The sequence below is a fragment of the Candidatus Acidiferrales bacterium genome (assembly GCA_036514995.1).
Taxonomy (GTDB): Bacteria; Acidobacteriota; Terriglobia; order Acidiferrales; family DATBWB01; genus DATBWB01.
This window is the reverse complement of the sequence record DATBWB010000110.1, coordinates 1-12,173: the sequence shown is the minus strand read 5'-3', so window position 1 is coordinate 12,173 and position 12,173 is coordinate 1. Positions and strand designations below refer to the sequence as shown.

Annotated in this window: 14 protein-coding genes; 1 reads left to right on the top strand and 13 read right to left on the bottom strand. The window is 62.0% G+C overall.

Translation table 11 applies throughout. The annotated features are described in order from the left end of the window. Positions 1 to 183: 183 nt before the first annotated feature. The 3 genes from rsmD to VIH17_07825 all read right to left on the bottom strand — a co-directional run bounded on the left by rsmD (position 184) and on the right by VIH17_07825 (position 2,159). Positions 184 to 795, bottom strand: a complete 612-nt coding sequence (gene rsmD, locus VIH17_07835) for a 16S rRNA (guanine(966)-N(2))-methyltransferase RsmD (protein ID HEY4683143.1) — start codon at positions 793 to 795, stop codon at positions 184 to 186. Positions 796 to 895: 100 nt separating this feature from the next. Beyond that, positions 896 to 1,819, bottom strand: a complete 924-nt coding sequence (locus VIH17_07830; protein HEY4683142.1) for a GGDEF domain-containing protein — start codon at positions 1,817 to 1,819, stop codon at positions 896 to 898. Positions 1,820 to 1,964: 145 nt separating this feature from the next. Then, positions 1,965 to 2,159, bottom strand: a complete 195-nt coding sequence (locus VIH17_07825) for a hypothetical protein (GenBank protein HEY4683141.1) — start codon at positions 2,157 to 2,159, stop codon at positions 1,965 to 1,967. 111 nt (positions 2,160 to 2,270) lie between these two features. On the opposite strand from VIH17_07825, the gene VIH17_07820 reads away from it, so the two are divergent. Then, positions 2,271 to 3,314, top strand: a complete 1,044-nt coding sequence (locus VIH17_07820; GenBank protein HEY4683140.1) for an AI-2E family transporter — start codon at positions 2,271 to 2,273, stop codon at positions 3,312 to 3,314. A gap of 45 nt (positions 3,315 to 3,359) precedes the next feature. Here the strand turns inward: VIH17_07820 and VIH17_07815 are convergent, their stop codons facing one another. From VIH17_07815 to VIH17_07770, 10 genes are all read right to left on the bottom strand, one after another. After that, positions 3,360 to 4,001, bottom strand: coding sequence for a thiamine phosphate synthase (locus VIH17_07815; protein HEY4683139.1), 642 nt, complete (start codon positions 3,999 to 4,001; stop codon positions 3,360 to 3,362). Beyond that, a complete protein-coding gene (locus tag VIH17_07810) occupies positions 3,985 to 4,236 on the bottom strand; it encodes a hypothetical protein (GenBank protein HEY4683138.1) in 252 nt (83 codons plus the stop codon). Before VIH17_07810 ends, VIH17_07815 begins: the two co-directional genes overlap by 17 nt. A gap of 7 nt (positions 4,237 to 4,243) precedes the next feature. Next, a complete protein-coding gene (locus tag VIH17_07805; GenBank protein ID HEY4683137.1) occupies positions 4,244 to 7,480 on the bottom strand; it encodes a tetratricopeptide repeat protein in 3,237 nt (1,078 codons plus the stop codon). Between the two features lie 144 nt (positions 7,481 to 7,624). Then, the gene (locus tag VIH17_07800) at positions 7,625 to 8,305 is read right to left on the bottom strand and encodes a ribonuclease HII (protein HEY4683136.1); all 681 of its coding nucleotides are present in this window, start codon (positions 8,303 to 8,305) and stop codon (positions 7,625 to 7,627) included. Between the two features lie 175 nt (positions 8,306 to 8,480). Next, positions 8,481 to 8,864: a 50S ribosomal protein L19 gene (gene rplS / locus VIH17_07795; protein HEY4683135.1), complete on the bottom strand. Its 384-nt coding sequence runs from the start codon at positions 8,862 to 8,864 to the stop codon at positions 8,481 to 8,483. A 124-nt stretch (positions 8,865 to 8,988) separates the two neighbouring features. Beyond that, positions 8,989 to 9,849 (bottom strand): tRNA (guanine(37)-N(1))-methyltransferase, encoded by an 861-nt coding sequence (locus VIH17_07790; protein HEY4683134.1) that lies wholly within the window; start codon positions 9,847 to 9,849, stop codon positions 8,989 to 8,991. Between the two features lie 64 nt (positions 9,850 to 9,913). Continuing rightward, a complete protein-coding gene (rimM, locus tag VIH17_07785) occupies positions 9,914 to 10,537 on the bottom strand; it encodes a ribosome maturation factor RimM (protein ID HEY4683133.1) in 624 nt (207 codons plus the stop codon). A gap of 2 nt (positions 10,538 to 10,539) precedes the next feature. Beyond that, positions 10,540 to 10,770, bottom strand: a complete 231-nt coding sequence (locus tag VIH17_07780) for a KH domain-containing protein (protein HEY4683132.1) — start codon at positions 10,768 to 10,770, stop codon at positions 10,540 to 10,542. 120 nt (positions 10,771 to 10,890) lie between these two features. Next, positions 10,891 to 11,130, bottom strand: coding sequence for a 30S ribosomal protein S16 (gene rpsP / locus VIH17_07775; protein ID HEY4683131.1), 240 nt, complete (start codon positions 11,128 to 11,130; stop codon positions 10,891 to 10,893). 122 nt (positions 11,131 to 11,252) lie between these two features. Continuing rightward, positions 11,253 to 12,173: signal recognition particle protein (locus VIH17_07770; GenBank protein ID HEY4683130.1), on the bottom strand; the 921-nt coding region annotated here is incomplete at its 5' end.

Genomic DNA, 12,173 nt, shown 5'->3' with positions numbered 1-12,173 from the left:
TCCTGTGGCGTGTGCCAAAGCTGATAAGGCCGCGCGCCCCAACATAGGCGGCTTCCAGTCCGTCCTCGGGTGGCGCACGCCCGCCGCTCGCCCCGATCCAATCGCGGAAAACTCCCCTGAAGTGAACCGCGGCGGGCTCTCCTATGTCTCGGTGACAAGCCCGAGGTCTCTCGCCACTCGCTTTCAAGGTCGGTTGTTGTCGTTATGGAGAACTCCGGGCAGTTCGGTAGCATCGCCCGTTTGCTGGCGCGCATAAAAAGAGAGCACGGAATCTCCCTGGCAAAGTTGCCGGAAGCGGACGAGTTTGCCCACCGACTCCGGCAGCGCCATACGCTGGCTGTGCTCAACGACGAGGATCCCCTGGCGTTCGAGAAGCTTCGAGCGGGAGAGGCGCGCCAGGGCGCTCAAACACTCCTCGCTATGGCGGTAGGGCGGGTCAAGAAAACAGATTTCAAATTTTTCGCCGGCACGTTCGAGCTGGGCCAGTGCCCGAAGCACCGGCATCCTCCGAACCTCCCAATCGAGGAGCAGGCGGAGAGAAAGAGCGTTCTGGCGAATCAGGGCGGCGGCCCGGCGGTTGGACTCGACAAAGACGACGCGGCGAGCGCCCCGGCTGCCCGCCTCCAGTCCTACCGCGCCGCTACCGGCGTAGCAATCAAGAAACGCGCAGTGGTTCACCCGGCTCGCCAGGACGTCAAACAACGTTTCTCGCAGCCGATCGCTCGTCGGCCGCAAATCCAGCCCTGGCAGAGTCCGAAGGCGTCGCCCGCGCAATGTGCCGGCAATGATGCGCATGGCTCGAAAAGTCGTGTCCTTGCGCGCGCAACTCTAATGGGCCCGCCGGCGCGGAAGCAACTCTTTTGCTTGTGGTGAGCTTGCCGAACCAGCGGAAGGCTCAGGCAAACGCGCAGCCGACGATCATCGACCGGTCGCCCGAAACCGAGCGGTAAGCTCGACGGAGACGAACCCGCATCTGGGGAAGGACCGGAACATGCAATTCGACCTGAAACTGTTCGGGCAAGTCCGTTTCACGCTCGAATTGCAGTTTCAGACCGCCATAACTCAAGTCCAGCACGCGAGCGACCCGCACGTGGCCTTCCACGACCACAACATAGGCGCGGGCGTCCACAAGCGAGATGCGTTGATGCTGCCGATTGTCCGAGACACTGACCACCCGCAGGCGGACGCCTTCCTCGGGAGACGCGGCCAAAGGGTGACCGGCAGGAACGAAAGTCGCGGAAGAGAGGCGCCCGCGAGCCAGGGCAAGAAGCTCGCCAGCGCTCGTGCCTTCGGACGGGCCGCTGGCCGAGCCAAGCTGCAGGCCAGCGAAGAATTCGGGCTCGCTCGCGAACGCCTCCTTCAGGCGAGCACGCAGGCGCGCCTCCAGGCCGGCCAGCCGGCTGCTTTTGACCTCGGGTGTGATGAGAGCAATTTCATCTCCGCTGATGCGGAAGGCAAGATCCGACTGGCGCATCCAGGAAGTCAAAGCCGCCGCCGCTTCCCCCAGCAACCGATCGCCCTCGCTGCGACCGCGCGCTTCGTTGACGGCGCGGAGGTCACGGAAAAACATCACGACCAATGCCAGGCTCGTGCCGTAGCGACGGTGGCGCGCCAACTCCCGTTCCAGAAGGTCCTCAAACAGCCGCCGGGAAAGCAGTCCGGTGAGGGGATCATAGACGACCTCACCGGTGAGGTCGGGGCTGATGGCAGCAGCGCTGGCGGAAGGCGACCCGGCTTCCGGGGGAGACGCGCGGGGCTCTTTCCCGGTAGCCGAGGTTGGGAAGACCCAACGAAAGGGATTTTCCGGTTCGGTTGCCATCGGCGGTTCCGTATCATGTTAGCCGCGTCCCCTTGGCAAGTCAATTTCAACTCAAATTTGGAGGAATCGGTCGGGAACTCCGCCCCGGCCAAAGATAGGAGCGAGGGTCCCGGCATGCGGAGGGTAAGGGAGCTGACGGCAGCGGCTACCGGGCGATTTGCCGGAGGAACTGTTGGACCCGTTCCGGATAGACAGTCAGGTTGCGGCGGGTGTACTGCACCAATCCTTGAGTGCATGGCTCACCTAAGAGCGTGGTGACCATATCCAGTGAACTGCGGAGATTCACCGGCGCCACGAGGGAGGCGGGTGATGACCACTCGGTGTCCTGGAGAGGGAGCACTAGGCTTCCCCGGGCGGGTATGTTATTTTGGGCTTCCCGGTAGCGTGCGATGCAGGGCCTGCCCCGCCGCACACCGCGGCAGGCCGTTGCTCCGGCCGTCTGGACAGAAGCATGGACCGACCTCGCTCCAATCCCAGTGTCCGCATCATTGCTGTCGGCATGATTCTGATGTTCTGCTACTACGCGAGCTCGGTGATCCTCACCCTGCTGGTGTCGATCCTCGCCGCCTTCGTCCTCGATCCGGTGGTCAATTTGATGGAGAGGGGGCGCATGCCGCGGGCACTTTCTGCCTTGCTGGTTCTGCTGGCAGCCATGCTGATCCTTTCCTTGCTTGGCTATCTGTTTGTGGATCGTGTGGACCAGTTCGCCGGTGACTGGCCGCGATACTCGCGCCTTCTGAAGACGGCCGTCCAGACCGTTCAGGACAGAATTGATCAGCTCGAAAGTCGTTTCCGGGAGATTGTGCCGCGCGGGCGCACCCGCGTCCGCGAAGTGGCTATCGCCGAACCGGTTTCCCTGAGCCGGTTCCTGCTGCGAGGCATAGGCTCCATCTACGGCGTACTCCTCACCGTCGCCTTTATGCCCTTTTTGGTGTTTTTCATGCTTGCCTCGAAGCGTTCGCTCTGGCATCACACCATGGAATTGTTTCCTCTCGAACGGCGCCACCGCGCCAAACAGACGCTGGACGATCTTTCCAAAATGCTGCGCGGCTATGTGATGGGCAACCTCATCGTCATGTTCGTGCTCATTGCGGCGACCTTTGTGTTTTTCTGGCTGATTGATCTGGAATATCCCTTTCTGGCAGCGATCGTCTCCGGTATCGTCAACCTCATTCCTTATCTGGGCGTGCCGCTGGCGCTTTTTCCGCCCTTTCTCCTCGGCGCCGCCAGGTACACCTCGGCTGGCCCGTTCGTCGGGATCGCCCTCGTGCTGATTGCCTTTCATGTGGTGGCGGTGAACCTGCTCGTGCCGAAATTGGTGGGGCCGCGGGTGCGACTGAACGCGCTCGCCGTCACGGTGGCGCTGATGTTCTGGGGCTGGCTGTGGGGCGCTGTGGGCCTGGTCCTGGCCATTCCGATAGCTGCCGGCATCAAAGTCGTTTGCGACCATGTGGACGGCTGGGAACCGGTCGGCCGCTGGCTCGGGCCAACCTAAAGCCGGAGGTGCTGCCAAGCTCGGCGTCGTCTGGCGAACCTTGCGCTACCGCAGCCGGCCAAGTTCTTCCACCAGCGGGGCCAATAAGCCGGCAGTCTGAAACAACGAAATGGCCGCAATGCCGGCAGCGCCGGCATCCAGGCATGACTTCGCATTTTCAACAGTAACCCCACCCAGAGCAAGCACGGGAATCTTTACGGCCTTGACAGCTTCTCGGAGAGCGTCGAGTCCTACCGCCGGGCCATAACCCAGCTTGGATGCTGTCTCAAACACTGGTCCAAAGACGGCAAAATTCGCCCCTTCCTTGGCCGCGCGGGTGATCTCTTCCAAATTGTGGCTGGAGGCGCCGATCAGCAGATCAGGATACTGTTCCCGCACCACGCCCACGGCAACCGATTCTGTTCCCAGATGGACGCCGTCCGCGCCGGCGGCGAGCGCCACATCCAGCCGGTCGTTAACCAGGACCCGCGTGGCACTTCGGCTCGCCCCGATTCCATCGGGGCGGGCCATCGCGACCGCTGCCCGCGCCAATTCCAGAAGCGGCCGGGTGGCCAAATCCTTCTCCCGAATTTGAATGAAATCAACACCAGCGGCAACCGCAGCCCGAATAACCGGCAGCGGGTCGCCGCCCGGGAGCTGTTTCCGATCGGTGATGTAGCAGAGCAACGGCTTAGGTGCGCGATTCAAGTCGAGTCAGCGTGTTCCGGAAGTGGCGGAACTCATAGACGGCGATCCACACGTTGAGCAGCCCGACGCCGGAGATGCCGCCGCGAACGTAATGGTTCAGCAAGTAGCGCACGAGAACGGGATAACGGACCAGAAAGAAATTCTGCTCCCAGAGGGATGTCCAGGGCAGGAGAAGCAGGAAGACGCCCAGCTCCAGGCAAAAGAGAATCAGCAAGAAGAGGAGAAGACGGAGCATGCCGCTCTCAGGCGCGGGGGCGGCTAAGAGCGCTGATCCGATCCGCCACGTCGCGGTAGTCAATGTTCATGGCGTAGACTTCCTGGTAAGACTCGAGCGCCCGGTTCATGTCTCCCGATAGCTCGTAGGCCACGCCCAGATCGTACCGGAGCGCCAGAACCGATTCCGGTTCCAGCCCCGGACTTTCCAGCCCCTTAAGATACCACTTGATGGCAATTTGCGGCATAGCCTTGTCCATGAAGCAGACGGCGAGCTGCACGCAACACTCCATCCGGGAGGCGCCGGACTGACCGCGATTGATATTCTTGAAGGCTTTTTGAAATTCGCTGATGGCCTCTTCGAGCAGGCCCATCTCCTTGTAAGCGATGCCGAGGTTGTAGTGCGTCTCGGCATCCTCGACCTCATCGGTCTCACCCAGTTCGTGGCGGAATTCTTCGAGCACTTCGCTTAGCTGCTCGACCCCGGTGGCGGCGGAAAGCTCTACCGTCCCGCTCTGCGGGGTGGTGGGCGGCTCGGCTGACTCAGGCAGAATCTCGAATTCAGCAGCAAGGTCGGCGAGAAACTGATTGCCATCGTATTCTGCGGCAGTCGGCACAGACGCCACCGGCCCCGTTGCTGGTGAGGCTTCCAAAACCAGCTCGAGGGTTTCAACCTCTCCGGCCGTTCGGGGCTCCTCGCTGGATTCCTCGGCCGCTTCGAGCGATGGCGCCAGCCCTGATTCTTCGAACGGGAGCGCGGCGGCGACTTCGACAGGCTCCTCCTCGGTTGGTTCCGGTTCCGGCTCAGCCGGTGCCGATTCGGTTGCCCCGACAAGTCCGGGCTCTGGCGGCGTCCATTCTGGCTCTTCCGGCGCCTCGGCACCGGGTTCGGTCATAAATGGCTCAGCCGCTTTTGATTTTTTGACTGCCGGGGCTTCTGTTTCCGCGGGCACTGGTTCAGCCGCAACACTGTCGGCAAAAACTGGTTCGGGGGTCCCGACTTGTCGGAACTCGGTTGCAGTGATCTCCTCCGCGACGGGTCGAGGGGAGGTGGGCGCTTCGGCGGCTTCAGCCTGTTCGGCTTCTTGGGCGGCAAGCGCTGAAACCCGAGGTCCGATCGCTTCTGGCGTCGTCTTGGGCGGCGGAGGAGCGGCCGGTGGCTCGGCACGGGCAGTCCCGGCTTGTTGGAGTTCCACCGTGCCGCTTGCGATGTCCTCGAAATCAAACAGGATGGCGGTTTCTTCCGGCTCGAGGCGAGTGATCAAGGTTTCTTCTGGAGACTCAACCGCCCCCGATGCCTTTGCCGCCAGTGCTTTTTCGCGCAGTTCGGACAACATTCGCTCACGGGGAAACTGTTCGGCCAGCTTGTCAATCACGGCCAGGGCTTCGTCCACCAGTCCTTCGCGGATATAAAACTCGACTTCTTCGCAGACCTCGGCGGTATTGAGGCCAGGCGACCCGGGAGGCGGCATCCCAGTGGTGCCGACGATCTTTTCCCACTCCTCGGACAAATCAATTTCGTGAAGGGCCTCAGCCCCATCCTGTCCAGGCTGAGCTTCGATGAGCGCGACCTCGCTTTCGTCCGGGCGACTCCCGGTCCCCTCTGGGCGAGCGGGCTCGGCTACTTCTTCTTCGACCATTGGGGCCAGCTCTGCCTCCGGAAGCCCGATGAGCGGTTCAGAAGGTGGGGCTGCTGGTTGCTTGTGATAGCGGTTGGCTAGCTCGAGAAAACGCTCCGCTTGGCGCGTGGCGCCTCGCTCGGCATAGATGCCTGAGAGCTTGTCAGCATATTCGGCCACGCGGGGCCAGTCACCGGCCCCGAGATAGAGGTCGAGCAATTTTTCCAACGCCGCGGGATGGTTGGGCACCAGTTCGAGAGCGCTTTGCAGAATCTCAATGGCTTTTTGGGGTCGGCCATAGCTGGACATCAAGTCCGCATCGGTCAAGGCGCTGGTCAGGCGTTTGAGCGTGCCCGCGTCCAGTTCATCCTCCGCTTTGCTCTCGACTCCTTGGCCTTCCGCGGGCCGCTGGTCGGCCAGGGTGAACGATTCTTCTTCCATACCGGCCGGTTGCGCCGGGGGCGTAACCGGGTGGGGCCGGTCGCCCATCAGGATGAGAAGTTGATTCAGCCGACCCACATGATGCGGATTGTCCGGCTCGAGCCGGACAAGTTCCTCAAGGATCTCGCGGGCCTTGGCGTGTTCGTTCCTCTTTCCCCAGGCATCGGCGATGCGGTCCAGAATATCAGGTACGCGGAAGTGCTCTCCGGTTTGCTCGAAAATCTTCTTGAGGAGTTCGAGGGCCGCAATGGCAACGTCCTCTCTTTCGGCGAGGCTTTCCACCCGGCTGACGAGCTTTTCCGTTTCGTCATGCTCGATCATCGCACTGGAGATCCGGCCGAGCAGCTCCAGCGCCTGCCCGGCGTCGCCGCTTTCCTCGTGATGGCAGGCGATCGCAAAAAGCAGTTCGTAGCGGTCAGGCTTGGAGTCGAAAATGCGCTCTCCCCAAGCGCGGGCTTGGGGAAGCTGCCCGCCGGAGAGGTAGCTCTCGACCAGGAGCATGGCGCAGGAATCGTCGGTTTCGGCGAGCGGCTCGAGCAGGCTGATGGCGCTCGATGCCTGGCCGGTGGCCACCAGCGAGCGGGCTTTGACCACCCGTGCCCGGACGTGATTGCCGTCCAAACCAAGAATCTTGTCCGCCAGGCGGAGAGATTCTTTGTGATCCTGCTTCTGGGCTAATCTTTCGGCGGCGCGGAGATAGGCTTCGACGGCGTCGCTGGTTTTGCCGATGCGCTCGCAAAGCTCGGCCAGCCGCATTTGCACGGTTGCGTTGTCCGGCTCTTGCGCCAGCATCTTCCGGAAGATGCCGACTGCCTTGTCCACTTGATTGCTTTTAATATAGTATTCCGCCAGTTGCAGGAAGTGCGACCGCGCCTCACTCATCAGCCCCTGCACGGCGTACAGTTCAGCCAGCTTCTCCAGGATGGCAACCTGACTCGCATCCAGCTTCGCCATCTTTTTGTAGATGGCGATACCGCGCATCAGGAACCCTTCGGAGACGTAGGCTTCGGCTAACCGGTGGAAGTGGCTGATGGCGTCGCTTGTCTGGCCGAGGCGGATGAACAGATCGCCGATCGTGTTCAAAAGGCTGAGATCGCGGGGATCGTGTTTGAAAATGTTCTGGTACTGCTCGATCGCTTGGCCAATCTTGCCCTGAGCCAGATACTTTTCGGCTGCGTCCACAGACTTGGCCTTGTTGAAAGCCATCCTGGTTTCCTGGGGGGGCAGGCAGGAACTTCAAGCTAGCATAGTACCCCCATGATGTCAATAATTGACAGGGACTAAACCCTTCGGCTCCCGTGCTCTAAGTGTCAATGAAACTGAAGATTAGAGAGAAGCTGGGAGTGTGTTTCAGATGGAACTAGTACCACAACTTCCCGTCGCTGCCAAGCCCAGGGCAGTTTGTTCTGCCCTGGCTCCCCAACTGACCGATTCTCGCACCGGGGCAAAGGACAGCCGGTGCAGCGGCGACGGCCCATACCGGCGGAGCGCCTGAAGGTGCTCGGGCGTCGCGTAGCCCTTGTTTCTGCCCAGGCCATATTGTGGGTAGATTCGATCCCACTCGCGCAACCTTGCGTCCCGCGCAACCTTGGCCAGAATCGACGCCGCCGCAATCGAAGCCGAACGGTTGTCGCCCTTGATCAAAACTTTCTGCTCGGTGGCTACTTCGAGCCCCATCCCGTCCAGCAGAAGATAGTCCGGCGGGAGTTGAAGTTGCTCGATCGCCTCCACCATGGCTTGCTTGGTGGCTTGATAGACGTTCCAGGCGTCAATCTGCGCCGCCGCCACTTCCGCAAACGCCCAGGCCAGGGCGTGCTCTTTGATGCGCTCGGCCAGAATCTCTCGCCGCTCCGGCGGCAACTTTTTCGAATCATCAATTCCGTGGATGCGGCGCTTGGGGGAAAGAATGACGGCAGCAGCAAACAGCGGACCGAAGAGTGAGCCGCGGCCCACCTCGTCCACGCCAGCCACGCGCAACCATCCCTCTCGGTAGGCGATGCGCTCGTACCTGCGGCTACAAAGTCGCCCCATGCGGACGTCTGTTCTGCTCTTGCGAGCCCGGAATTGCCGGCCGCCTTCCCTGCCTTCTTCTTCGGGGGATGATAGCACAGGTCAGACCGCCACGAACCGGAAGACAAAAAGCCAATCCGAGAGGGTTGGCTCTTGAAGAGCAAGATCTTTGGAAACGCCGGTCGCTGATCGCCGGTTACTGACTTTGTTCTTCTTTGGCGCCGGAGGTGGGCAGGAATTCGCTTTGCCGCTTAAGGCGCGCGGCTTTCCCTTTTCGCTTGCGGAGGTAATAGAGTTTGGCGCGCCGGACGCGGCCCTGGTGGATCACCTCGATTTTGTCAACGACGGGCGAATGAAGGGGAAAGATACGCTCGACGCCAATGCCGAAGCTGACCCGGCGAAGGGTGAAGGAGGTACCGGTCAGTTGCCCGCGCTTTTTGATGACCACGCCTTCGAAAGGCTGGATGCGCTCCTTGTCGCCTTCGATGATCTTGACATGAACCCGGACAGTGTCGCCCGGGCGAAAGGATGCCAGTTCCTTCTTGAGGTGGGCGCCCACGGCCTTTTCCAGCATGCTCATGATGGCTTCTCCCGCGTTTTTCAAAACGAGCATTATATCGGAGGCCGGCGGGTTTGACCAGCACCCTGACGGCCGCGCGACCCCTGACCAGTGCCCAGGCGTCGGCATGGCCGGTGGCGAGGGTTCATTTTCTTCCTTGCATTTCCTCGATGAGCCGGCGGTCTTCGTCGGTGAGCGCGGTCCCGGCGAGCAGGTCGGGGCGGTTGCGAAGAGTTTTTCCCAGGGCCTGCTTGCGGCGCCAGCGCCGGATTTCCTCGTGGTTGCCGCTGATGAGCACTTCCGGAACGGCCCAGCCGCGAAACTCCGCCGGTCGAGTGTAGTGCGGGCAATCGAGGATGCCTCCGCCGCCCCGACTGGTCGGGGCGCCGCCCAAACCGGCGGACTCAAAAGCAGCACGGGTCTCGACGGAACCTGCCCTGGGCGAAAGGGAACGGGACTCCAGGGCCGCCGTCGGCGGGGTGAACGATTCCTGTTCCGAGGAGCGTTCATCGCCAAGCGCCCCGGGAAGTAGCCGCGTCACTGCGTCCACCACCATCGCGGCCGGCAACTCGCCGCCAGAAAGCACAAAATTCCCCACCGAGACTTCTTCGGTAGCCACTTGCTCGGCGATGCGTTCATCCACGCCCTCATAGCGCCCGCAAAGCAAAATCACCCGCGGAAGGCCCGACCAGCCCCGCGCCGTCGCCTGGTCGAAGGGTTTGCCCGAGGCGGAGAGCAAAACAACCGCTACCCTTTCGCGCTCCGTTGTCGGCACGGCCTGAAGGATGCTTTCCACCGCGGCAAAGAGCGGTTCGCACTTCATCACCATGCCTTCGCCGCCCCCGAAAGGCCGGTCGTCGGTTGTCCGATGCCTGTCGGTGGTGAAATTCCTGAGGTCGTGAATGCGGATTTGAATGAGCCCCGCATCGCGAGCCCGGCGAATGACACCCCAGGCAAACGGGCCGGAGAAGAAATCAGGGAAGATGGTGATGATGTCGAAAGTCATCGGGCAACGCTCATCGTCAACCGTTCTTCTTCCCCATCTTCGGGACGGGGTGGGTGGGCGAGGATTAGTACTTCGACTTTCGCCCGGTGCGGCGAGTCCCGCTCTGCGGGATCGAAGCGCGGTTGGCGTCCTTGAGTCCTTCCGGCAGCACGACTTCAATCCGCCGCGCGGAAATGTCAATCGAGGGGCAAATCTCCTGCGCGAGCGGGATCAGGATGGCGCCGTCCGGGGTTTCCACCTCGAGCAGGTGCGGCCCGCCGAGGTTTTCCCCGGCGGCGATCACCTCCCGCACCCGGCCCATTCTTTTCGCGCCATCCGCCGTCCGCTCGAAAACTTCGCAGTCCGTCAAATCTGAGATGTAGTAACTGCCAGCCGGCAGTTCGACCCGGTCGGCTTTGGGGATCTGCACGTGCCAGCCGCGAAGTTTTTCGGCGTCGGCGCGCGTGGCGCAGCCTTCAAACTGAAGCACGATCCCGCCTTTGTGGAACCAGCCGCGGGTGATCGTAGCCGGCTGGCCGGCCGCGGCGGGATGGCCATTCCAGAGCAAGACCTGGCGCCGATCGAGCAACCGTTCAGGAAAATCAGTGAGGATCCGGGCCAGGACTTCGCCGTGGCGGCCCTGCGGTTTTTGAATCACCGCCACCGTCACCCGGTCCGTCTGGCCCGAATCGCGCGGATCGGGATTCAAACTTACTCCAGGATCTCCAGGGTAAAGCGCTTCTTGAGTTTCATCCCGGCTGCGCCGAGGATGGTGCGAATCGAGCGGGCGGTGCGCCCCTGTTTGCCGATCACCTTGCCCAGGTCGCTCTGGGCCACGCGCAACTCCAGGATCGTCGCCTGCTCGCCCTCGACGGCTCTTACCGAAACCTGATCAGGAAGATCCACAAGCGCCTTCGCAATCGCTTCCACCAGCTCCTTCATGCGGCCCTCCCGCTCCCCTGTCCCGTTTCCGCCCCATGCGGACACGGGATCGGCCCTCGAACCGGAACGTGCTCCACAGCGTCGAGCTGCGATCGCCAATGAAACTTTCCATGAAGCCGCTTAGAGGACCTTATGCTTGCGGAGCAGGCTGCGCACCGTATCCGAGGGCTGGGCGCCGCGGCGGAGCCAGTGTTGGATACGCTCGCTATGGAGCGTCACCGCCGTCCCGAGCCTTCGGGACGGATCATAGTGGCCCACCACCTCGACAAACCGCCCGTCGCGGGGCTGCGATTTTTCCGTGACCACCACCCGGTACGACGGTTTCTTTTTTGCTCCCACGCGGGCCAAACGAATCGTCAACACATTAATAACCTCCTGAGGATTATACCGCTAAAGAGAATCACAACGGGCAGCGAATCCCGAACCTTCTCGACTGCCCGTCCCAACTCCGCCGCCACCCACCCGCTTGCCGAACCGGGCGGCTACATGCCGAGGTCTTTAAGCCCTTTCCAGTTTGCCGGAAGCTTCTTGAGCATGCCGCCGCCCACCGCTTTCATCATCTTGCGCATCTCAGCGTACTGGCGGAGGAGCCGGTTGACCTCCTGGACAGACGTCCCGCTGCCCCGGGCGATGCGCTTGCGCCGCTTGCCGTTGATGATGCGCTCGTTCTCGCGCTCCGCCGGCGTCATCGAGTTGATGATGGCTTCGATGTGCCTGAGCTGGGCCTCATCCACTGCACCCCGAGGAATGTTCTTGAGCGGGCCGATCTGCGGCAGCATGCCGACAATCTGCTCGAGCGGCCCCATCTTGCGCAGTTGGCGCAACTGGTCGCGAAAATCCTCAAGCGTGAACTCGCTCCTGCGAATCTTTCGCTCCAACTCCTCGGCCTGCTTCCGGTCCACGTGCTCTTCCACCTTTTCGATGAGCGATAGCATGTCGCCCATGCCGAGAATCCGCGAGACAATCCGGTCGGGATGAAACGGCTCAAAGGCGTCGTATTTTTCTCCCGTGCCAATGAATTTGATGGAGGCGCCGGTGACCGAGCGGATGGAAAGCGCTGCCCCGCCGCGCGCGTCGCCGTCCATTTTGGTCAGGATGACCCCGGTCAGGCCCAACCGGCGATGGAATTCCCCCGCTGACCTCACCGCGTCCTGGCCCAGCATGGCGTCGGCAACAAAGAGCATTTCCGACGGCGTGAACTGCTCCTTGAGCTGCGCCAGCTCAGCCATCAATGCTTCGTCAATGTGGAGCCGCCCGGCCGTGTCCATCAGGATCACGTCGTAGGCGGAAAGGTTCGCCTCGCGCCGGGCGCCCTTGGCAAGCTCAAACGGGTTCGAATCCGGCGCACCTTCCCAGCAGGGCAGGCCGACATCGCCGGCAATGATGGAAAGTTGCTGGCGGGG

Excerpts from the sequence above, each read along its gene's own strand:
- rsmD (HEY4683143.1), bottom strand. The coding sequence starts at position 795 with ATGCGCATCATTGCCGGCACATTGCGCGGGCGACGCCTTCGGACTCTG.
- VIH17_07830 (HEY4683142.1), bottom strand. The coding sequence starts at position 1,819 with ATGGCAACCGAACCGGAAAATCCCTTTCGTTGGGTCTTCCCAACCTCG.
- VIH17_07820 (HEY4683140.1), top strand. The coding sequence starts at position 2,271 with ATGGACCGACCTCGCTCCAATCCCAGTGTCCGCATCATTGCTGTCGGC.
- VIH17_07810 (HEY4683138.1), bottom strand. The coding sequence starts at position 4,236 with ATGCTCCGTCTTCTCCTCTTCTTGCTGATTCTCTTTTGCCTGGAGCTG.
- VIH17_07805 (HEY4683137.1), bottom strand. The coding sequence starts at position 7,480 with ATGGCTTTCAACAAGGCCAAGTCTGTGGACGCAGCCGAAAAGTATCTG.
- VIH17_07800 (HEY4683136.1), bottom strand. The coding sequence starts at position 8,305 with ATGGGGCGACTTTGTAGCCGCAGGTACGAGCGCATCGCCTACCGAGAG.
- rplS (HEY4683135.1), bottom strand. The coding sequence starts at position 8,864 with ATGAGCATGCTGGAAAAGGCCGTGGGCGCCCACCTCAAGAAGGAACTG.
- VIH17_07790 (HEY4683134.1), bottom strand. The coding sequence starts at position 9,849 with ATGACTTTCGACATCATCACCATCTTCCCTGATTTCTTCTCCGGCCCG.
- VIH17_07780 (HEY4683132.1), bottom strand. The coding sequence starts at position 10,770 with ATGAAGGAGCTGGTGGAAGCGATTGCGAAGGCGCTTGTGGATCTTCCT.